This is a genomic window from Paenibacillus sp. SEL3, assembly GCF_054602585.1.
On record NZ_CM137725.1, the window covers coordinates 2,771,410 to 2,792,881 of the forward strand.

19 protein-coding genes and 1 riboswitch are annotated in these 21,472 nt (G+C 46.7%); of the genes, 11 read left to right on the forward strand and 8 right to left on the reverse strand.

Features of this window, described 5'->3' with window-relative positions:
* Positions 1 to 27: 27 nt before the first annotated feature.
* Positions 28 to 1,662 carry a spore germination protein gene (locus tag ACYCS5_RS12855; protein WP_029518609.1) on the reverse strand — a complete coding sequence of 545 codons (1,635 nt, stop codon included), beginning with the start codon at positions 1,660 to 1,662 and terminating at the stop codon, positions 28 to 30.
* A gap of 224 nt (positions 1,663 to 1,886) precedes the next feature.
* Between ACYCS5_RS12855 and ACYCS5_RS12860 the strand changes: the two genes are divergently transcribed.
* Positions 1,887 to 2,978, forward strand: a complete 1,092-nt coding sequence (locus ACYCS5_RS12860) for a GGDEF domain-containing protein (RefSeq protein WP_459761162.1) — start codon at positions 1,887 to 1,889, stop codon at positions 2,976 to 2,978.
* A gap of 67 nt (positions 2,979 to 3,045) precedes the next feature.
* On the opposite strand, the gene ACYCS5_RS12865 is transcribed toward ACYCS5_RS12860, so the two are convergent.
* Positions 3,046 to 3,519 carry an Rrf2 family transcriptional regulator gene (locus ACYCS5_RS12865; RefSeq protein WP_029518611.1) on the reverse strand — a complete coding sequence of 158 codons (474 nt, stop codon included), beginning with the start codon at positions 3,517 to 3,519 and terminating at the stop codon, positions 3,046 to 3,048.
* Positions 3,520 to 3,585: 66 nt separating this feature from the next.
* A complete protein-coding gene (locus tag ACYCS5_RS12870) occupies positions 3,586 to 6,540 on the reverse strand; it encodes a glycoside hydrolase family 3 C-terminal domain-containing protein (protein WP_459761163.1) in 2,955 nt (984 codons plus the stop codon).
* A gap of 235 nt (positions 6,541 to 6,775) precedes the next feature.
* Here ACYCS5_RS12870 and ACYCS5_RS12875 point away from each other — a divergent pair, with 235 nt between their 5' ends.
* From ACYCS5_RS12875 to metE, 4 genes are all read left to right on the forward strand, one after another.
* Complete coding sequence (locus ACYCS5_RS12875) at positions 6,776 to 7,246, forward strand: AbrB/MazE/SpoVT family DNA-binding domain-containing protein (protein ID WP_029518613.1); 471 nt, start codon at positions 6,776 to 6,778, stop codon at positions 7,244 to 7,246.
* 294 nt (positions 7,247 to 7,540) lie between these two features.
* A complete protein-coding gene (locus ACYCS5_RS12880; protein ID WP_459761164.1) occupies positions 7,541 to 9,490 on the forward strand; it encodes an anaerobic ribonucleoside triphosphate reductase in 1,950 nt (649 codons plus the stop codon).
* Entirely contained in the window at positions 9,487 to 9,984 is a 498-nt protein-coding gene (gene nrdG / locus ACYCS5_RS12885) for an anaerobic ribonucleoside-triphosphate reductase activating protein (protein WP_039271699.1), read from the forward strand. The genes ACYCS5_RS12880 and nrdG overlap by 4 nt, the downstream gene beginning before the upstream one ends.
* 204 nt (positions 9,985 to 10,188) lie before the next feature.
* A riboswitch (cobalamin riboswitch) is annotated at positions 10,189 to 10,384 on the forward strand.
* Positions 10,385 to 10,545: 161 nt separating this feature from the next.
* Positions 10,546 to 12,864 carry a 5-methyltetrahydropteroyltriglutamate--homocysteine S-methyltransferase gene (gene metE / locus ACYCS5_RS12890; protein ID WP_459761165.1) on the forward strand — a complete coding sequence of 773 codons (2,319 nt, stop codon included), beginning with the start codon at positions 10,546 to 10,548 and terminating at the stop codon, positions 12,862 to 12,864.
* An 87-nt stretch (positions 12,865 to 12,951) separates the two neighbouring features.
* Here metE and ACYCS5_RS12895 read toward each other — a convergent pair whose 3' ends face one another.
* Entirely contained in the window at positions 12,952 to 13,485 is a 534-nt protein-coding gene (locus ACYCS5_RS12895) for a DUF6985 domain-containing protein (RefSeq protein WP_459761166.1), read from the reverse strand.
* Between the two features lie 382 nt (positions 13,486 to 13,867).
* Between ACYCS5_RS12895 and ACYCS5_RS12900 the strand changes: the two genes are divergently transcribed.
* From ACYCS5_RS12900 to ACYCS5_RS12920, 5 genes are all read left to right on the forward strand, one after another.
* The gene (locus ACYCS5_RS12900; protein ID WP_039271704.1) at positions 13,868 to 14,197 is read left to right on the forward strand and encodes a PadR family transcriptional regulator; all 330 of its coding nucleotides are present in this window, start codon (positions 13,868 to 13,870) and stop codon (positions 14,195 to 14,197) included.
* Positions 14,190 to 14,741 carry a DUF1700 domain-containing protein gene (locus ACYCS5_RS12905; RefSeq protein ID WP_165145986.1) on the forward strand — a complete coding sequence of 184 codons (552 nt, stop codon included), beginning with the start codon at positions 14,190 to 14,192 and terminating at the stop codon, positions 14,739 to 14,741. Before ACYCS5_RS12900 ends, ACYCS5_RS12905 begins: the two co-directional genes overlap by 8 nt.
* A 4-nt stretch (positions 14,742 to 14,745) precedes the next feature.
* Positions 14,746 to 15,597, forward strand: coding sequence for a DUF4097 family beta strand repeat-containing protein (locus ACYCS5_RS12910; protein ID WP_165145983.1), 852 nt, complete (start codon positions 14,746 to 14,748; stop codon positions 15,595 to 15,597).
* A gap of 119 nt (positions 15,598 to 15,716) precedes the next feature.
* Positions 15,717 to 16,436: a 3-ketoacyl-ACP reductase gene (locus tag ACYCS5_RS12915; RefSeq protein ID WP_039271709.1), complete on the forward strand. Its 720-nt coding sequence runs from the start codon at positions 15,717 to 15,719 to the stop codon at positions 16,434 to 16,436.
* Positions 16,437 to 16,623: 187 nt separating this feature from the next.
* The gene (locus ACYCS5_RS12920; protein ID WP_029518622.1) at positions 16,624 to 17,061 is read left to right on the forward strand and encodes an AbrB/MazE/SpoVT family DNA-binding domain-containing protein; all 438 of its coding nucleotides are present in this window, start codon (positions 16,624 to 16,626) and stop codon (positions 17,059 to 17,061) included.
* A gap of 69 nt (positions 17,062 to 17,130) precedes the next feature.
* Here ACYCS5_RS12920 and ACYCS5_RS12925 read toward each other — a convergent pair whose 3' ends face one another.
* Positions 17,131 to 17,589 (reverse strand): hypothetical protein, encoded by a 459-nt coding sequence (locus ACYCS5_RS12925; RefSeq protein ID WP_029518623.1) that lies wholly within the window; start codon positions 17,587 to 17,589, stop codon positions 17,131 to 17,133.
* Between the two features lie 120 nt (positions 17,590 to 17,709).
* Between ACYCS5_RS12925 and ACYCS5_RS12930 the strand changes: the two genes are divergently transcribed.
* On the forward strand, positions 17,710 to 17,871 hold the full coding sequence (locus ACYCS5_RS12930) for a hypothetical protein (RefSeq protein WP_176715742.1): 162 nt from the start codon (positions 17,710 to 17,712) through the stop codon (positions 17,869 to 17,871).
* Positions 17,872 to 17,896: 25 nt separating this feature from the next.
* On the opposite strand, the gene ACYCS5_RS12935 is transcribed toward ACYCS5_RS12930, so the two are convergent.
* The 3 genes from ACYCS5_RS12935 to ACYCS5_RS12945 form a co-directional block, all read right to left on the reverse strand.
* A complete protein-coding gene (locus ACYCS5_RS12935; protein ID WP_165145974.1) occupies positions 17,897 to 19,060 on the reverse strand; it encodes a nitric oxide synthase oxygenase in 1,164 nt (387 codons plus the stop codon).
* Positions 19,061 to 19,210: 150 nt separating this feature from the next.
* Complete coding sequence (locus ACYCS5_RS12940) at positions 19,211 to 19,687, reverse strand: Dps family protein (RefSeq protein WP_165145971.1); 477 nt, start codon at positions 19,685 to 19,687, stop codon at positions 19,211 to 19,213.
* Between the two features lie 444 nt (positions 19,688 to 20,131).
* Positions 20,132 to 21,408 (reverse strand): IS3 family transposase gene (locus ACYCS5_RS12945; protein ID WP_459761312.1). Its coding sequence is split into 2 segments (ribosomal slippage): positions 20,132 to 21,018 and positions 21,018 to 21,408, totalling 1,278 coding nucleotides; the frame shifts between segments, so codons are not numbered across the junction.
* Positions 21,409 to 21,472 lie beyond the last annotated feature (64 nt).

Below are 21,472 nucleotides of genomic sequence, written 5' to 3' on the forward strand. Positions count from 1 at the left end.
CTCCTCTTAAAAGTTACTGCACTTTGTTCATTCCTCTTCCGCTGATACACCCTGATTGCCCCCCTCCTGCATCGGTGTGGTTTTATCAGAAGAGGAAATCCCGCTTCCATCCTTCATTCTTTTCTGGTTCTTAGATGTAATGCTTTTAGGACGCTTCCTCATCATCCAGAACGGGAGTCGCAATACGGCATCCTTTTGACTCTCCAGCACAAAAGGGCTGAAAGGCGCCATGTAGGGCACCCCGAAAGAACTCAGACTGTTCATATGAGCAATCAGCGCAATCAACCCCAATGTAATGCCGTATAGCCCCATAAACGCTGACAGTATCATGAAAATAAACCGGCACAATCTCCCGGCCACTGCCATGTTATAGGCTGGGATTGCGAAACTGGCTATTCCCGTCAGGGCTACTACAATTGTGAGCAGCGGGGTGACGACTCCGGCTTCCACGGCCGCTTGACCCAACACAAGCGCTCCTATAACGGATACCGTTTGACCACCCGCACGCGGCATTCGAATACCCGCCTCACGCAAAATCTCAAAGGTAATCTCCAAAATAAACGCCTCTAGAAATGCCGGAAAAGGAACGGATTCCCGCTGAGCCAATATGCTGATCAGTAGTGGAGTCGGTATCATTTCATAATGGTATGTTGTTAAGGCAATGTAGAGAGAAGGCCCTAGAATAAGAATAATGAAGCTGATATATCTAATGAGCCGAACAACAGTCGCCATATCGTAACGCTCTTCATAATCCGAAGAACTCTGAAAAAATTGGGCAAATACTGTAGGCATCACCAGTACAAACGGAGTCCCGTCTACGATGAGCGCCACTCGGCCCTCCATAATATTGCTGCTGATGGTGTCGGGTCTTTCCGTGTTAAAAATCGTTGGGAATGGTGTGAAATGATTTTCTTGTATCATCTCCTCAACCATGCCGGACTCAAATATAGCGTCAATATTGATGTTTTCTATCCGTTTACGAACCTCATCTACGACGCCTGGATTTGCAATGTTCTTCATGTACAGCATGGCCACATTCGTGAGAGACGTGCTTCCCACTTGGAACATCTCCAGTGTAAGATCGGAGCTTTTAATCCGTCGCCGGACCAGAGAAATATTCGTGAATAGGGATTCTACAAATCCCTCTTTCGGTCCTCTGACGACTGTCTGTGTTGTTGGCTCGCTGACTGCGCGTGTCTCTCCCCCACGCGTGCCGCACGCAATCGCTTTTTCGCAGCCTTCCAATAAGATGATCGTGTCCCCCATTAACAGTTGTTCCATCATGGAACTCCAATCATCGCAGTCCTTCACTTCTCCCAGTGCAAGCGCATGACTCTGTATTCTTACGTACAGCGCTTCTGCATTCTCCGCCTCAGCAGCCACTTCAGCAGATGGGCGGCTAAGCATGGATCTCATGATGAGTTCATTCACCGTATCCGTTTTAGCCATACTATCTAGAAACACAATAGCGGCGGGAACCTCCGCCCTCAGCCCCAATTTAAAGCGACGCATCAGAAAGTCTGGGCTATCTGACGTCAATTTCTTAATTTGCTGCAAGTTGGTTTCCAAACAAGTATCGATTTTTAGATAGCGCGGAGAATTTCCATTGTTCTTACCCGCACCCGACTTTTTATTATGTTTGCGATAGGGATAGCGAATCATGAGCAAACCTCATCTCCAGTAAGGCAGCAATAGATACCGCCCATTTTTCCTTATTCTTGTATCTTTGGAGTATGCTCAATCTATTCCCAGTTATGCACCAAATACGTGAACGAAACGTTATAAGCGTACCCGCGTAATAAATTTCAATAAATTCTTCATTTGCAAGCTTAATGTCAGTTTTTTTGATAAAATGAAGAAATATGCCTCTCGGGAGGGTTAACATCTTGTTCAGTACGTTTTTTGTAAATACCTGTATCCTTGTCACCTTTTTGTACATAACCGGCCTCATATCACAAAGATATAAAATCCGTCTGCACACCTTGAAGCGTAAGATGCATTGGATTGGAGGCGCCCTTTTTGGGTGCTACGGCATTGTCATGATGTACTATTCAATTCCAGTAGGATTTAATACGATTGCCGATCTTCGTCATCTGGCCATCGTAGCTACCGCCACTTACATCGGCGGCCCAGCAGCGCTCACGGCTACTCTGTTTATATGTATAGGTAGATTATTGCTGTTTGGTATTAACGCTCAAGCCATCGTAGGCGCTATTTTTATGATACTCGTTGGCCTGGGGTGCGCTTTATTGTCACATCTGTCCTGGTCACGTTTACCCAAGCTGATGATTATGAACGTTTTTGCTTTGGGCATTATATTCTGTCCCCTTATGATTAATTTGAAAAATCTTGATGATGTTCTGCACGTGTATCCGCTCCAATTCTTCATTTCCATGGTCGGCGGATGTCTTCTGTACCTCATTGCTGAATCTATCAACACATCCAATGAGCTGTTACTTCGTCTGGAGCATACCTCCTACACAGACCATCTCACTAATTTAAGCAACAGAAGGCAGCTTGAGTTCTCATTGGAAGAGAAGCTCCCTCAAGCTCGCCAACGTCATGAGCATTTATCCGTACTGGTGTTGGATATTGATCACTTCAAGGAAGTCAACGATACCTACGGACATGCCGCAGGAGATGCAGTGCTGCGCCAGCTTGGACAGATTTTAATGGAAAAATGTCGTCCTAATGATGTAGTCACCCGCAGCGGGGGAGAAGAATTCACCGTACTCTTGCCGAATTGCGCTTTTCGGCAAGCACTTCGCATAGCTAATCAAATTCTTAGCGGAGTAAATCAGTATGAGTTTGTTTTAGCGGACGGGTTTATTCTTAAAGTCACCGTGTCCATCGGCGTGACAACCTTTCCAGGTACCGGGGAAGATATGTCCGGGGCAGCCCTATTGGAGCAGGCAGATAAAGCTCTATACGAAGCTAAAAATGCAGGACGTAACCGGGTTTGCTCATATGAAATATAATTTGAGGCATGACCAATTCATAGAAATAGCCGATACAACCCTCTCTTGAGAGTTGTATCGGCTATTATCATTTTGAATCTTCATTATGATTGCATTTCCCCACCACGAGTGATGTACGCTTGGCAAGCGAAGCCAGCGTATGGGCCCCCCATACTTCCAGCATACGTCGTTCGCTCTCGGCTAAAATTTCGGATACGGCTATCGCCAACTCCTCACAAAAAGGATTGGTTTCCGGTTCATGCATCATACCCGGGAAAATTGGATCACATATTTCAATGGCGTGGTATATATCGGCAAGTGTAATATGGTCGGCCGAACGGGTAAGCACATAGCCTCCCTCACGACCTTCGCGTGCTGCAATCAAATCTGCCTGTACAAGTCGCGTCAGCACCCTGCGCACCAAAGTGACTTCGCAGTCAATGGAACGGGCAATAGAACCGCTGGCACAGAGTTCTCCGTGCTTTTCCAAATAGACAAGCGCCTTTACCGCCACCCCAAGCCATCTGGGCGTTGCGGTGCGTAGTCTTTTTTCACTATTCAAATGAGATGACACCCCTAAGCTGTAGAAACTTCGTTGAATGCATTGTACGTGATGTCAGAAGTAAGTTCAAGCCTGAAAGCCGGAATCCTCTGTAGCATGATCGCCCAAAATAAAATGAGCTAACCGCACTTCCCCGCTCAACAACAGATATACATCACGTATGCCAGAGACTGAATGTACCGCTTCGGAGAGTGTAACCCAAGCTTGTGCCCCTCCTGTATTGCCCACGTTCACACGTGCCACGGCTTCACTATCGGGTGCATCCAAACACAGCTCAATTGTGGCATCACTGCTGTTGCCCGACACGCGGCACTGAACCTCGGTCACACTCACCGTATCCATGTCTACGCCATGAAAGGCAATCCAACCAGAACGTTGAGGTGTGCGCGGACGTACACAGGCCTCCTTTTGCTCCTTGCTTTCATCTAGTACGATGTCGGAGCAATCATCGAAGTTTTCAGCGCGGATACTTCGTCCGGCTTGGCGTGGTGGAATGACTTCGCCTCGAACGTACACAGGGTGCTCCAATCGGATATCCGCTGAGGAAGCACCAGCCAGCAGTGTATATTCACCCGATTCAACGCAATAGCAATCCCGCGTAACATCCCAGATCGCCCAATCCTTCATCCGAATCGTAAAGGAAACCGTTCGCGTCTCACCTGCCTCTAAGCGAATACGTTGAAAACCGCACAATGTCTTCAATGGTCGCTTTACTCGTGAGGCACCAGGCCGTACATAGAGTTGCACAACCTCTTCACCAGCAGCTACGCCCCGATTCGTCACCTCTACCCACACCTGGAGCGTATCCACGGCATCCAGTGCAGCAATAGATGTTACGCTATCCTTCAGGGCATCTGTACGCAGGTCACTATATTCAAAAGGCGAATACGTCAATCCATGGCCAAATGGATACAAGGATTCACCTTCAAAATATTGATAGGTACGACCACCGCGAATAATATCGTAATCTTTGATGTCGCCCAATTGATCCTCGCTCTGAACCCAGGTCATGTTCAAACGCCCCGCTGGCGCGTAATCTCCAAATAACACATCCGCTATTGCCGTACCATGCTCTTGTCCCGCATGAGACGTGTATACGATCGCTGGAATATGCTCCTGAACCCAAGGGATGGCAAATGGATAGCTACCCGTCAGAACCACAATCGTATTCGGATTGACGCGATACACTTCCTCGATAAGCCGTTGCTGGGAAGCTGCCAGTTCCAAGCCTGGGCGGTCATTCTCTTCCTTTCCATTGATGAGCGGGTGATTTCCAACAAATACAATGGCTGTATCTGCCGCTTGCGCAGCGGCTATCGCTTCCGCTAAACCATCTGACACCGTCTCTACCTGGAATGTTGTATGGCTCTGTCCTGAAACTGTCGAGGCTGTCGAGGCGTTACACTCTACAGCGTTAAGTGCGGATTTTTCAGCCTCCACTACCTTTAATGAGCCCTCTGTTCCGGCAATGACTGGTTTTCCATTCCATGTCGTCCACAGATGCTCTCCTTGTCCAACAGGAGTCAGCCCAAAGACCTCTTTGACATACCAGCCATACGCTTCATCAGCTGTCACACGAAGCGTTATTTCATCACTCGTCACGTAAGTACCCAGATGCTCATCATGTAACGTCACACTGCCATAGCCCCAATCCGTCATGGTCAATACCGTTGGGTCTCCATCCTGGGATAGGCGCATCTCACCAGAAGAATCAACTGCGAGCTTCAATCCGTCATTCGCCGCCGTCAAGGTCACGCGATCCTTGGCATCACGGTACACGACGCGTTCCTTCTCGTCCTCACCTTCCAGCTTGGTACGAATCGCCTCCAGCGGTGTAACCCGGTATGGCAGCGTACCGGAATACCAGTCGCGGTACACCTCATTGCCATGCGTACCAATGACCGCTACTTTGCCACACCGGGCAGGGTCCAATGGCAAGAGTTCATGCTCATTTTTAAGCAATACGATCTGCTCCCTCGCCGCACGCAACGACAATTCACGGGCTTGCTCTGTCATGAGAGCTTCCTCTCCGATCGAGGCATAGGGGTTGTCTGCAGCCGGATCAAATTCCCCCAACCGAAAACGGACACGGAACGTATGAAACAATGCCCGATCCAAGTCTTCTTCTTGCAGCGATCCTTGTGCCAAAGCTTCTCGAATCGCCCGCTTGGAGAGCTCCGCATCATCTGTAATGCTGTCAATTCCCGCCCGAATAGATTCGGCCACACCTGGCGTGTGGGAATCGTAATACTGATGATCGTTGACAATCCCCATGACATCACCCGCATCACTTACGACAAAGCCGTCCATCCCCCATTCGTCCCTGACAATATCGTTAACCCCATGATATAACGTAGCAGGCGTTCCATTAATCAGGTTGTAGGAAGTCATCATCGACTGGGCGCCGCCTTCCATAAAAGGCTTCTCAAAGGCTCTTAGGTAATATTCTCGCAGGTTCCGTGGGTCTATACTGGAGGAGCCGCTTCCCCGGTCCACTTCATTGTTGTTACCCAGAAAGTGTTTCAATGTGGCAACCGCTTTCAAATATACCGGATGATCCCCCTGTATTCCCTTGACTAACTCCTTCGACAGTTCTCCCGTCAAATACGGATCTTCGCCGTAAGCTTCCTCATTGCGTCCCCATCTTGGGTCACGCTCCATATCCACCGTAGGTGCCCACAGGGTCAGACCGTTTAATTTAGGATCACGACGATAGTAGACACGCGCCTCATCTGCGATAACAGAGCCGATTTGGCGCATTAATTCCGTATCCCAAGTACATGCCAATCCTACTGGCTGAGGAAATGAAGTCGCCTCACCCAACCATGCTATCCCGTGCGCCGCTTCCGTACCGTGCTTGTAAGCTGCGACTCCCAATCGGTCAATGGCCGGCTGATATTGCAACATGGATTCGATCTTTTCCTCCAAGGTTAGTCGTGACACGAGATCCCGTACACGCTCATCCAGATGAATCTTCGGATCTTGAAATAAATATTCGATATCCGTTGTTTCATGACTCATATCCGTCATCTCCTTATTCCATTTAAGAATATGATGAAAAGGTATATATGAAAGCGTTTTAATATATCATAGCTAAAAAGGAGTATCCCGGCAACAATACCGAAAACATCCTATACTGGATGAAAGAGAGTTGCAGCATAAAGACAAAAAAAGTTGCATTTTACCCTCAATATACAAAGCTAAAAATAATATTTTTTGGTATAATCAGGATATATCATTGAAGGAGGAAGCGCTGATGAAAAATACCGGAATGACAAGGCCCCTGGATCAATTGGGGCGAATTGTACTCCCCAAGGAAATGCGCACCACAATGGATATCAATATCGGTGATTCGCTTGAATTCTTCGTAGACGAAGAAGGATTTGTATTAAGAAAATACACGGGTGTCTCCTGCAAATTTTGCGGCGCGGTGGATCACTTAACTTATTTTCGGGACAGCTTTATCTGCGCTGATTGCATTCAATTATTAAAGACCGATGAAAATGTGCATGCCACAAGCAATGATGCTATCCAGGCTCAAGAACATACCCAGCCGATCCGAAACAACACAACGTGGCAGCCCAAGCAATCCAGAGTGCAGCAAGGTGAAATGGTAAAAAAGCTTCGCAAGCTAATTCAGGATCACCCGAACCTGCCACAAAAAGTGTATGCAGAAATGCTCGATATCTCCCAAGGCCGGGTGTCCCAGTTGAAAAAGTTACTCTAAACCTTCTAAATTCTATATCCCAAAATCATACACAATGTACCGACAACCCTATTCATTTTTTTGTCACAACTTCGATTGCCAGGTATAGAGTAAGGCGCATATCTACGGATGTGCCCCTTACTCTATACCTGGTTTTTTCGTGTCGGCCGCTCTTGCTAATGTGACAATAGTCACATACTCCCGATGTATACGTATATACAATATATAGATCGAAACAATTGGTTATCACTAGATATCATCAATATGTTGTTTTTGTGAAAAATATATATATTTTACTATATGGAGGGTTTTACGATGAAGGTGCTGGAGGAACATCAATTATACGACATCGGCGAGCGGGTCATTGGGGCACAAGATCTGGACATGCTGCGGGAGAATGCAAATTTGAATGGAGAATCGTTCAGCGGCAAAATGAGCAAGCTTGGGTCCGAGTATGCCAAATGGTATGCGCGCCTGCGGGTACTTCCGCCTGAACTGACGAACGCGATTGATCACGGATATGTATATGTTCACGATTTGGACCAATACGCACTCGGAACTACGAATTGTATCTTTATCCCTTTTGGCCGGTTACTACAAGACGGATTCAATACAGGCAATGGCTCTGTACGCACACCGCAAACGATTATGTCCGCCATGGCACTAGTTGCCATCATATTCCAGTCTCAGCAAAATAGCCAATTCGGAGGTGTCTCCGCCAATAAAATAGATTGGGACCTTGCCCCATACGTTGCCCGGTCCTTCCGCAAGCATCTGCGCAAGGGACTTCGGCTGTTCGAGGAAGAGATAGAATCTAGTCTGACTGACGATGAACTACATATGGCCAATCCCCATTTGCAAGAAGCCTGCCCTCGTTCATACGCATTCGCTCGCGAAGAGACGGAGACGGAAACCCGACAGGCTGCTGAATCGCTCATTCATAACCTGAACACCATGAGCAGTCGCGCGGGTGGACAGATTCCATTCACTTCACTGAATTACGGAATGTGCACGTCTGCTGAGGGACGGCTTGTTACTCAATCGCTGCTGGAGGCCACGATTCGCGGCTTGGGTAGCGGGGAAACTCCTATTTTTCCACAGCATATTTTCCAATGCAAAGAGGGAATCAATCAGGTAGAAGGCGACGTCAATTATGATTTGTTCTTACGGGCGGTAGAATGCTCTAGCAGACGGATGTATCCCAATTTTGTGAATGTGGATGCCACCTTCAACCTGCCTTTTTACCGTGCTGATGACCCGGATACCATTATAGCGACAATGGGTTGCCGTACCCGCACCATTTCTGACCGTTTCGGTAGAAATCGGCAGAGTGGCAAGGGAAATCTCTCTTTCAATACCATTAATCTGGTGCGGCTTGGCATTGAGTATGGTATTTGCACAGGCAAACGCCTGACACCTGACCGTGATCGCTTTGATGCGAGACTAGAAGAAGTTATGCGCATTGCGGTGGATGGCTTAATCCATCGCTATCAAATCCAGACCAGCCAGCCGGCCAAAGCCTCGGACTTTATGATGCGCGAAGGGGTATGGGAAGGTGGAGAACAACTAGAGCCAGATGATAAGGTGGGAAGCATACTAAAACACGGTACGCTTTCGATCGGATTCATCGGACTGGCTGAGTGCATGAAGGCACTATACGGGAAACACCACGGGGAGGATGATTTCGTATACCGAGAGGCACAGCGAATCATTACTTCTATGCGCGTGTATTGCGATCGAATGAGTGAATATCACAATTTGAATATTACATTGTTCGCTACGCCTGCCGAAGGTCTGTCGGGCAAGTTCACCTTGCTGGATCAACGTGATTTCGGGATTATTCCTGAGGTAAATGATCGAGAATATTACACGAATTCTTTTCATATTCCCGTGTATTACACGCTCCCGGCTGCTCGTAAAATCAGCTTGGAAGCTCCGTTCCATAACCTATGCAACGCTGGTGCGATATCATACATTGAGCTGGACGGTAATGCGCGGAATAACCCGGATGCGTTTCTTAAAATTGTTCAATACGCGCTGCATCAGAATATCGGCTACTTCTCCATCAACCATCCGGTGGATCGTTGTACGGAATGCGGTTATGAAGGAATTATCGGGACAAGCTGCCCCCAATGTGGCACAGATGAGGAGCACACACACTTTCAGCGCTTACGTCGGGTAACCGGATATCTGACAGGAGATTATACCGTTCGCTTTAATGCTGCAAAACAGGCAGAAGTTCGAGATCGGGTGAAACATAAGTGAATTTGTGTGGCTACATTCCGGAATCTCTGAACGAAGGATACGGCCTGCGCACCGTCGTGTTCATTAGCGGTTGCCGTCATGCCTGTCCCGGATGCTTTAATCCAGCGTCGTGGAGCTTCCGTGCAGGTGAGCCATTCACACCCCAACGACAACAGGAAGTCATTCGTGACATCATGGATAATCCGTTGTTGGATGGACTGACTCTCTGCGGGGGAGACCCGTTTTTCTCAGCAGCAGAATGCTCGCAATTTGTGCGCGACTTCCGTGCGGCCTGTCCCGACCGAACCGTGTGGGCTTACACTGGCTTTGTCTATGAAGATCTACTCACAGATCAGGAGCGACAGGAGCTAGCACTTTTGTGCGATGTGATTGTGGATGGTCGCTTTGTAGAACAGCAAAAGGACCTGACCCTTCCCTTCCGGGGCAGCCGCAACCAGCGTCTGGTAGATGTAAAAGCCAGCATTCAGGCAGGTTACACCGTTTCATTGACTTAAGGCGAAGGTTACTCGGCAAATGCTATATCTAATCTAGGACAAGTCTCCATCATGGATGAGGCTTGTCTTTTTTTTGCATATCCCTAACAGATTCCATTGCAGTTTCTATCGCAGTTTCTATCGCAGTTTCTATTGCGCATCCTGCAAGTTTCACTTATGATGGTGAACAAGTATACGAGTGCATAATTATTCGTCATACCTTAACCGCATAGCTTGGAGATAGGTGTCTGTTCTATTCAGATCAGGCTTAAAAGGGAAGCCGGTGCAAATCCGGCACGGTCCCGCCACTGTAAACGGGGAACTTTCAGCTGTTCATACAACCACTGGTCCACAGACCGGGAAGGGATGCTGAGAGTCATGATCCGTAAGTCAGGAGACCTGCCTATTTTAACAACATCGCAAGTACCTACGGAAGATAGGGAGGTGTTAAGAGCAGTCGCCGTATTTTTGATTTTTTAATCACGGAGGCATTCTTTCCCCTACTTATTTTTAACTCTGGGGGGAAGAATGCCTTTTTTGGTACGTAAAAATAAAACAGCCACCCACTAGGAGGAAAAGTACATGTCCGTCATTGAATGGCCTGAATTGTCCGGCTTAATTAGCAGTAATCTGGGATATCCGCGTATCGGCGAAAACCGGGAATGGAAGAAAGCACTGGAACGCTTCTGGAACGGCAGTATTAGCGAAAGCGAACTGCAAACGGAAATGAAAAGATTACGGTTGGAGCATCTGAGCAAGCAGCGTGACAAGGGGATTGATCGCATTCCTGTCGGAGACTTCTCCTATTATGATCACATGCTGGATACATCTGTGATGTTTGGCCTCGTACCCGAACGGTTCAACCATCGTCCCGCAGGTCCGATTCCTCTGTCCGTGTATTTCGGGATCGCTCGTGGACAGAAGGGAGCAACCGCCAGTGAAATGACCAAATGGATGAACACCAATTATCACTACATCGTTCCTGAATTGGCAAACGCAGTCCCGGTGTTCACTGAAAATAAACCTTTACGGGCTTATCGTGAAGCAAAACAAGAGCTAGGCATTGATGGGAAACCGGTCCTCATCGGCCCCTATTCATTCGTTACCCTTTCCAAAGGCTATGATCGCAAGGAGCTTGCTTCTATTATAAGAACCTTCCTGCCTTTATACACCCGTGTCCTGTCTGAACTAGCAGCAGAAGGTGTTCAGTGGGTCCAAATCGATGAACCTGTCCTGACCACCTCATTCCCAGTAGAGGATCTGGACATTATTCAGGAAGTCTATGAAGCTTTGGCCCAAGCTGCGCCCTCTTTAAATATAATGCTGCAAACTTACTTTGGCAGCCTGGACCATTATGAGCGTCTGTCCGCACTTCCGGTACAGGGACTGGGTCTTGATTTTGTGTATGATGATGGCGAAAATCTCCAGCATATATTGCAGCATGGTTTCCCTAAAGGAAAAACGCTGGGCGCTGGGGTCATTGACGGGCGCAATATATGGCGCAGCGACCTTAACGCTGTGGCTATCCTGCTGGGTCAGTTAGCAGAACAGACCACTGCCGAGCAGCTTATCGTACAGCCATCATGCAGTCTGCTGCATGTGCCAGTCAGTCTGGAAGCAGAGCACAAGCTGGATCGAGAACTGGTGCAAGCGCTGGCTTTTGCCGATGAAAAGCTTGAGGAAATCGCCGTCCTGACGGCTGCACTTGGCAAACACGATCCATCCGCACTCACCAAGCTTGGACAAAGTGCAGATGCGGTAGCCCGTTTCAACAGCTCAGCGGCACGCGTACAAACAGCTGACGATCTGGCTGACTTGCTGGCAAAGGAGCCTCTAACACGCAGCGTTCCTTTCGCCGAGCGTCGTGAGATTCAGCAAAATAAGCTGAAGTTGCCTCCACTGCCTACGACGACCATTGGTAGCTTCCCGCAAACCGCCGAGATCCGCAAGGCCCGCCTGCACTATCGCAAAGGAGAATGGTCTGCCGAGCAATACCGGACGTTCATCCAACAGCAAATCAAGGAATGGATTGATATTCAGGAGGACATTGGCATTGACGTGCTTGTACACGGGGAATTTGAGCGGACCGATATGGTTGAATTTTTTGGCGAAAAGCTGAATGGCTTTGCTTTTACACAAAACGGATGGGTGCAGTCCTACGGCTCCCGCTGTGTCAAACCGCCGATTATATACGGAGACGTCTCCTTCGATCAGCCCATGACTGTGGAAGAAACGGCATTCGCTCAATCGTTAACTTCCAAGCCTGTTAAGGGAATGCTTACAGGCCCTGTGACCATTTTGAACTGGTCTTTTGAACGCAATGATATTCCGCGTAGCCAAGTTGCTTTACAATTGGCTCTGGCATTACGGGCAGAGGTAGAGGCACTGGAACAAGCGGGCATCAGCATGATTCAGGTCGATGAACCCGCAATTCGTGAAGGGCTTCCGCTGAAAAAAGAACAACAGCAAGCCTATCTGGATTGGGCAGTTCAAGCCTTCCTTGTGACCACGGCCACCGTTGAACCTGCGACCCAAATCCATACGCATATGTGCTATTCCGAATTTCAGCATATGATTCAGTCCATCTCCGACATGGATGCCGACGTTATATCTATTGAAACTTCGCGAAGCTACGGAGAACTGATTGTCAGCTTTGAAGATCAGGTATACGACAAAGGCATCGGTCTGGGCGTGTACGATATCCACAGTCCGCGCATCCCCGATGTATCTGAAATGCTAAGCATGATCCAGCGTGCCCTGCGCGTACTGCCATCAGATTTGTTCTGGGTTAATCCGGATTGTGGTCTGAAAACCCGCACCAAAGAGGAATCTGTCGCCGCCTTGCGACAAATGGTACAAGCGGCTCAAGCAGCCCGGGCTGCATTGGCTGTATCCAACTAATTTTTTATCGTTTCGAATCACGCCTTCATTTTCAACATATTCTGTTCCCCTTTCCGGTCCTTTCTGCTAAAAGCCCGGGAAGGGGATTTATTCTAGGTCATATAATGTATAAGCGCCTTGAATATGCTTCATTTTCATCTGCTTCATATGTACGCCTAAGCCATGTTCTCGATCCCAGGAACAACTAAAATTCAAATACAGTTCATCCTTTGCCGATGAGTCGGAAATCAATATAGACATAAGCTGTATTCGATTCAACAATTGTTCCGGCCGCTCCACATAAGGCGCATATTCATCCGGGTCCTCTCCCCATGTACTGTAAGCATTCCGATACTTTTCCACGATGCCAGCATAATGATGGTGTATGGATTCCAACACTTGAGGATGAATAGCTGATGAATATTCCATATACTGCTCCCATGTCTTTTTTTGCAACAGTGTAGGTTCTTCTATAGTCTGTGCCTGTTCTTCGGAATCGGCTCCCACGATAAATTCGACTTCTACTTCCGAGGGCTGCCCGCAAAAATCAAGTTGCACTACACCACGCAGAACAATCTCCTCGGATACATCCCAAGACTCATCATCCTGTTCCAGTTCCATATACCAATGTTTCCAGTCCATTCTTTATCCACCTCTTCATAAAAAGTAATTTTTAACCCTGTTGAATACTTTACAATCTATCATTTTAATGAATGAAATTAAAGCGGCATCCTATCTGTGCTTCCAGCCATATTTCGATGAATTCCCAAATAAAAATACTTTTTTCTACAACATTCGCTACTCAATAAAGCCTCCAAGGAAGGAAATCTGTCCATTTTGACACAAATATTTTATTATTAAAAATTTAGTACCTTGCATTAATCAGTACATGATGTTAAATTATACCTGACTACTGTTCTATAATTAGTACCCGTGACAAATTATGCACAAACACACGTTTCTTTCCCTTATTCCGAACGACACCTATGAATTATTGATAACATCCAGGAAGGGAGCACCGCTCGTGAATGTGAACATCCAATTCAAAAAAGGGGTACTGGAACTGTGCGTTCTAGTTCTAATTGGACGCAAAGACCGTTATGGCTACGAGTTGGCGCAAGCCGTCTCCCGTCATATTGAAGTAGCCGAGGGAGCCCTATATCCACTGCTTCGCCGTCTGGTATCAGAAGGATACTGCACAACGTATTTACAGGAATCGACCGAGGGGCCTCCTCGCAAATATTATCGGCTGACCGATACTGGCAGTCATTATACAAGAATACTTACGCGGGAATGGAATGATTTTGTCCATAATGTCGCAAGCCTACTGGAGGAAGGAAATACCGATGAATAGAAAACAGTTTCTTACAGAGGTGGAACAGCGTCTTTCTCCTCTCCCTGCAGAGGTACGCAATGAGCTGCTTAGTGATTTGAGCCAGCATTTTGACTACGGGTTGGTTAATGGCAAAAGCGAAAGTGAGATTGCCCATGAGCTGGGTAACCCAGAGGATATTGCCCGAGAAGCGTTGGATGATCCCCATGCAGCCTGGAACGCTTCTCCTCCGCTTCGCCAGGGCAGCTTTGCACGCAATATTTTTACTTTCCTAGGGCTGTTGTTTCTCAATTTGCTAATCTCCATCCCGATTATGGCTACCCTATGGGCAGTATGGGCTTCATTGGCTGTGGTATCGATCAGCTTCATTGTAGCCCCCCTTCTCGCTGTTACTGATTATGCGCTAAACAGCACCTTTTACCCGGCCAAATTCTTTTTCTCTATCACGTTGACGGGTATAGGTCTATTGCTGCTGCCTGGTGTACGTTATCTCTTACTCCTTATGGTCAAAGGCACAGTACGATACTGGAAATGGAATCTGACTACCCTGAGGGGAGCTTACTAACAACATGAATAAAAAGTGGTTTATTGCAGCAGGTCTGTGCATTGTCATCGGTGTAGCCGGAATGGTGGCCTACGGTGCCCCATGGAGTCAACAAGTCATGAAGGAAACAACTGCGATTAACAAAAAATGGACGTTTACACGTGGTCAGCTACAGAAGCTGAAAGTGGACAGCTCTGATGATGTCTCTATTTTGTTTACTCCTGGCTCTGGCGACCAAGGTACGATACGCATTAGTGGAGAAGTTCAGACAAAGGTAGCCGACCAAATTCATAATGCCCGAATTGAGAACGGTAAGCTTACGATTCAATCGGAGCCGGCCCCTTCCTTGTCATTCTTCTCGATCACTCCTGATTTGGATCAAACGATTACCGTAGAGATGCCCTCCGGCGAAACACTAACTGACCTACAGGTAGATGCACATTCAGGGAATGTAAAACTTCAGGATGCCTCCGTGCAGAATACTTCCATCACCGCTACTTCAGGCACTGCCGAGATTACAAACCTCCAAAGTACCCACCTGATCGCAAATTTAACATCCGGCAATTTTACAGCCAGTCAGCTTGCAGCAGATATGGAGTTAAAGCTTACTTCAGGTGATGTTACCATTCGTGATTATAGCGGTAATGGCCTTATTTCCCTAACCTCAGGGGAGACAAATATTACGCAACGTGCCGTAGCCAACTTGGAAGTGAATGCTGATTCTGGTGACGTGAAGATTAAGCAAGCTCCCGATTTTAAAGGTGTTTATAATGTCCGCTCTGACTCTGGGAATATCAATACTCCCGAATCTGTTCCCGGTAGTGTGAACGTGATTAAGGTCGAAACCACTTCAGGGGATATTTATATTTCCAAATAGAGACCTCTAAATGAATGCCTCATCAGAGGCGAAGTTTGGTTCAATGAGTTTAACCTTGTATAATGTAACCATGTGCCCAGATGCACAACCACATTATAGATTAATAAGGAGGAGACTGGATGGAACTTAAGAATAAAACAGCTATTATTACAGGAGCCAGTAAAGGAATCGGTAAAGCAATTGCCGAAACTTTAGCTAAGGAAGGCGTTAACCTGGGATTAATTTCACGCACATTGACTGACCTGCAAAAGCTGCAGGATTCACTGGGGAGTACATACGGTGTGAAAGTGGTGAGTGCTGTTGCAGATATATCGGATCGCTCACAGGCCGCTGCCGCTGTAGCCTCACTGGAACATGAGCTAGGCGCTGTCGACATTTTGATCAACAATGCAGGCATTGCTACCTTTGGCACAGTCGCGGAGATGGACCCCGAAGAGTGGGAACGTATTATTCGCGTAAACCTGATGGGAACCTATTATGTCACACATGCTGTGCTTCCAAGCATGCTGGCGCAAAAGAGCGGAAACATTATTAATATTTCCTCGACGGCAGGAGAACGGGGTTTTGCAACAGGCTCAGCATATTGCGCATCCAAATTTGCTTTGATGGGCTTCACGGAAGCACTGATGCAGGAAGTTCGCAAATCTAACATTCGCGTCACCGCGCTGACTCCAAGCACTGTCAATACAGAACTGGCGGCAAACGCAGGATTACCTATTGGTGATGAGGATCGCATGCTTCAACCGCAGGATTTGGCCGATCTGACATTAGCCACATTGAAACTGCCTCCACGAGTTCAATTAAAAGTAGCCGGTATTTGGACAACCAACCCACAGTAGTTCGACATGACATCTTAGATTCATTGGCTGTACAATGCTCCGGCAGACGTAATTGTTCGTCATGCCGGAGCTTTTTTTTTCAGCATAGCTATACCAAAACAAACTGTAATATAAGCGCTTTGTACTTCCAGCATATATACATACAATTCCTACAACTATAAGCGCATTTCAGGAAAGGGGAAAAATGATGAAGAACACAGGAATGACACGGCCATTAGACCATTTAGGCCGCATTGTGCTGCCTAAGGAGCTGCGCAATTCTATGAATATTAATATTGGAGATGCCCTCGATTTTTTTATTACCCCAGAGGGACTGATGATTCGCAAGTATACGGGGGTTTCTTGCTATTTTTGTGGTGCCGTAGATCATTTGAGCTATTTCAGGGATCATCTGATATGTAAAAGTTGTATTGAAAATCTGAAGAGCGATAATCCTTCTAGTCATTTGAGTGAAGCACGTCCTGTCCAGCCCAAGAAAAGAAGGAGTTACAGAAATCAGAATGATCTCCTGAATAAACTAAAACAGCTCATGCAGGAGCACCCAAATGTATCTCAAAAAGAATTAGCCGAAATGCTCGAACTATCCCAGGGACGCGTGTCGCAGCTTAAAAAGCTACTCCTTTAGATCATCCGACCCAATCTCGTCTGTTTTAATCAACAAAAAAAGAGCCTGACGGCTCTCGGATCATCTTTGTTACGCAATGTCAGACTGCTCCATAATCGGGACCCGATAGGCCAGCAAGGACTCGTCTATTACGGCAGAAATAAACGTTGCATCTATTTCAGGCACCAACCCAAGCGCATAATTCCATGCGTTTTCTTCAATTTGCAGCGCAAGTCGTTGCCGGGTCCCTATCCCACTCTCTTGCTCCAACGCATCGGAGAGGTCCACTAATTCTGTATCGGCGGCGTGCCCAATCTCATGTGCAAGCACAACTGTAAAATACTCCTCAACTCGATCAATGCTGCCGAACATCTGTAAACACTGTGTTTCGATAACGTCCGTATACATGGTAATGGCGTGAGCATTCATAGCATATTTGCCCCCAATCAGCCTTCCACCAGGAAAACGTTTCTCCAGCTTGACTGTCACACCTATAGCAGCCCGTTCCAAAAGCTCAGCGACAATGCGCTCTGCCTGATATCTTTCCAACTTAACTTCGCTCCTCAAACCAGAATATATAAAGTGATATTTACTCTAAATTCATGAAATCATGGATGTGTTCATACCATACACAGTACGATATTATACCTTTTTACAAAGGAGAATACCATGTCAGAAGATTATTATGTAGGCTGGGGAACACTTGCCCTGATTAATGCCGGCTTGGCACAATCCAAAAATCGGAGCGGGCTAAATTGGTTTTTTCTCTCCCTATTAATAGGACCACTGGCTACCCTATTTATCGTTGCATGGGATAAGCTCGAGTCCTAATCCAGCAATCAGGTCATTCCCATCGTTATCCGGAATGAAAAGGGCAGCCTTGGCGTTTCTGCTGAAGCACTGTATCTGATGCTGTATTAGCCTGTCTCGACATATACGACTTCTCTTGAACTCCGAAATTCGGCTTCACAAGCCGATTATCGTAGGAATTATGAAAAATATGCGTTGTCGCCGGGGATAGCGGGGGAATCAGCCATGTCCAATTGCCTGTCAGTGCGCGCCCAGCCTTGGCTTCCCGTTCCTCAAACAGCTTGAATTGTGCCGCTGCGGTATGGTGGTCGACAATGCTGACTCCCGCCTTTTTGAAAGAATGCAGCACAGCAATATTCAATTCCACCAGTGCCCGATCACGCCAAAGCGTTGTTTCACTCGTCGTATCCAGCCCCATCAGCTTAGCCACCTGTGGCAACATATTATAGCGGAAGGTATCCGCAAAATTGCGGGCGCCGATTTCTGTTCCCATATACCAGCCGTTAAAGGGAGCCGCTGTATAGATGATACCGCCAATCTCCAGCGTCATGTCCGAAATCATAGGCACAGCATACCAACGTAATCCCAAGGAAGCGAAACCCGAGATTTCTGGATGCTCAATGGCCACCTCCATTACCAAATGTTCAGGAATATCATATAGCTCGGGAGGCCGGCCGCCTGCTTCCACAACCAGTGGCAATATATCAAAAGGAGTCATCGCTCCTTGCCAGCCCATGTCTTTACAAGTATTGGTAAAATCTACCGAGATCGGGTCCCCGATGACCCCTTGATCGGTTTCATATCCAGCGTAACGAATGAGTTGATGGTTCCAGATGCGGATATTCGGCTGCCCTGGCTTGGAGGCGCGGAATACAGTAAGCGTTGGCTTAATTTTACCGCCATTCGTTCCTATGCGTATATGCTCCAAGAGCTCGCGAACCACTTCCGTTGCATCTGACGCGCCCCGCGCATCCCTGACCAAAAGCTTGTCCCAAAATAAGCGACCGATGCAACGATTGCTATTGCGCCAAGCCATGAGTGCCCCGTGCTCCAGCTCTTCGTACGTATGATCATACATTCCCGTAGTCTCTATGTCGTGACGAATATTAAGAAGCCGGGCCTCCGCTTCATCGCGGCTTCGGCCCAGCTCCTCATAACATGTATATATAAACTGCTCCGCTTCATGCAAAAGCTGTTGTTTCACTTCCATAACACACACCCCATCCCGGAAGCTCTATGACTCTAGAGCCTGTGGTCTTCCACGCCTTCTCGTTATTATACTCCAGTGGCAGAGTGGAACCAACGGGATGTGTGTCTTGTTCACCTGATCTCCATATACATGGAAGTCTATACCAATGGGTTATCCCAAATACGCACTCAGCATCCAGATATGTTTATCCATTGCTTCTCTTAAGCCGTTAAGAAGATCCTCTGTCGCTTTATCCTGTGCCGCTTCCGCTGCTTCCATCCCACTAGCCAGCTCAACAGTGATGGTTTTAAAATCAGCAACAACGGACTTCACCATATCCTCAGCTGTCTGCTCACCTGCGGACTCCTGAATAGCTGAAAGTTGCAAATGCTCCTTCAAGGTCGCAGCCGGACGGCCACCAATAGCCAACAATCGTTCAGCAATCGTATCTAGATTAGCTGTTGCTTCATTATAAAGTTCTTCAAATTTAGCATGCAATGTGAAGAATTTAGGTCCTTTCACATACCAGTGGAAATAATGCAGTTTCGTGTACAATACAGACCAGGTAGCTACCTGACGATTCAATGCCTTGTGCAATTCTTGAATAGCCTCTTGTGTAGGTGCGTTCGTATGATTTAATGTACTCATGTTTAAAATCCCCTCTCGTTCAAATATAGTTGGTGTAAAGCTTGGATGCTCGTTAGCAGTAGTGTCTGATTTTCTTCAAAATTCCATGCGTCAATCTAATAAATCTTAATCAATTAATTTAGACTTAATCTAAATCCTGTTTTAATTATAACACTGTGACGATGTTTTTCAAGTCCTTATTCGATTTTAATCATGAAGATTACATGAACTAATTGTAAAGCAAACTCTACATGCAATCGGGTACCCAGAATCAAGACTTGTTTATCTTTTATACATAGGTTACATCAATAGGAGGATAGAAGATGTTAACTTTGTCTGCTAAAGCATCAAAAAAGAGCCGGCCCATAAGTAAACTGTACCCTCTGTAAAGGACATTTTAAAAAGGGCTTAGGCTGCTTGAAGAAGATGATCTCTGTATTGAACAGGGGTCATCTTTTTTAAATTTCATTGGTATCTGTAATGGTTGTAATAAGTCATATAGTCATCAATTTCACGTCTTAGCTCTTCCATAGTCGCACAGGGTTTGATGGAGGCCTCATCCTTAAAATGACCAAAGAAGGATTCTTGGGGGGCGTTATCCCAACAGTTTCCTCGTCTAGACATCGACTGGTTTAACCCCATTTTCTTAACCATCTTTTGAAAATCAGGATGTGTGTAATGTGTTCCTTGATCCGAATGAATAAAGGCACCCTTTGCTTTTTTAAATCTTCGATTCTTCTTCAGCTTTAGAAGAGTGTCCGTCGCAAGGTCCATAGTGATTCTCTCTGAGACATGATAAGCCAGTATTTCATTGGTTGAACTGTCCTTGATCGTTGATAAATAAGCTTTCTTGCCTGTACCATAATATAAATAAGTGATATCTGTCAGTAACACCTTGCCGGGGATGTCCTGCTTAAATTCCCTATTCAAAAGGTTAGGAACAACCCGATGTTCCTGAGTCGCCTTCATCATCCTTTTATAGGGATTTGCCTTCCGGAAAGGACATACAATGCCGTATTTCTTCATAATTCTCCGGATCCGTTTTAAATTGTAGACAACCTTAAACTGGCCCTCTAATATCATCTTGATAGAACGGGCCCCTTTCTTGCGTCTTTTGAAACGGAAGGCCTTCAGGATCGTTTCTTTTACCTGTTCATCATCCTGTTCTCGTTGCTTCCGCTTTTCCGCTGATTCGGAAGACCAGTACTTGTAATAGCCACTCTTGGAGACCCCGGCCATTCTGCATAAATGGTTCACCATTCGATGAAGATCGTATTTCCGGATAACGGTATGGATCAAAATATATTTCTGGCAAGGTGGCAAATTTACTTGTCTTTCAGCCCCCATTCCGCCATACGGATCTTTTTTAACAGTTCGTTCTCCGCTCTTAATAAGGCGTTTTGCGCTTCGAGCCTGGCGTTCTTTTCTTCCAGTGTCAGTTCCCTTCTAAGGGGTCTTCCAGATGATTGGCTCCTTGTATCGTGCAGACCCAAGACACCGTTTTCCCGGAAGCTCGCACGCCATCTTTTTCCCGAGGATCGTACTCGTTGGAGTCCGATTACATGTACATCAAATCCGCATTCCTCAAATATAGCCCTCGGTAGCTTGCCCTTTTTATTTTCTGAAATAAAAAGTTTCTTGAATTCATCCGTATATGTAATACCTTTTGATGTAACTGACTTAACATAAAGATTGTTAGAAAGCTGTTCGATTTCTTTCTCTGTAAATGTCTTTTTACTCATTCCAGTTCCACTTCCCATTTTTCTCAATATATAAAAAGTACCCTACGGAGAGACTTTTTTAAAG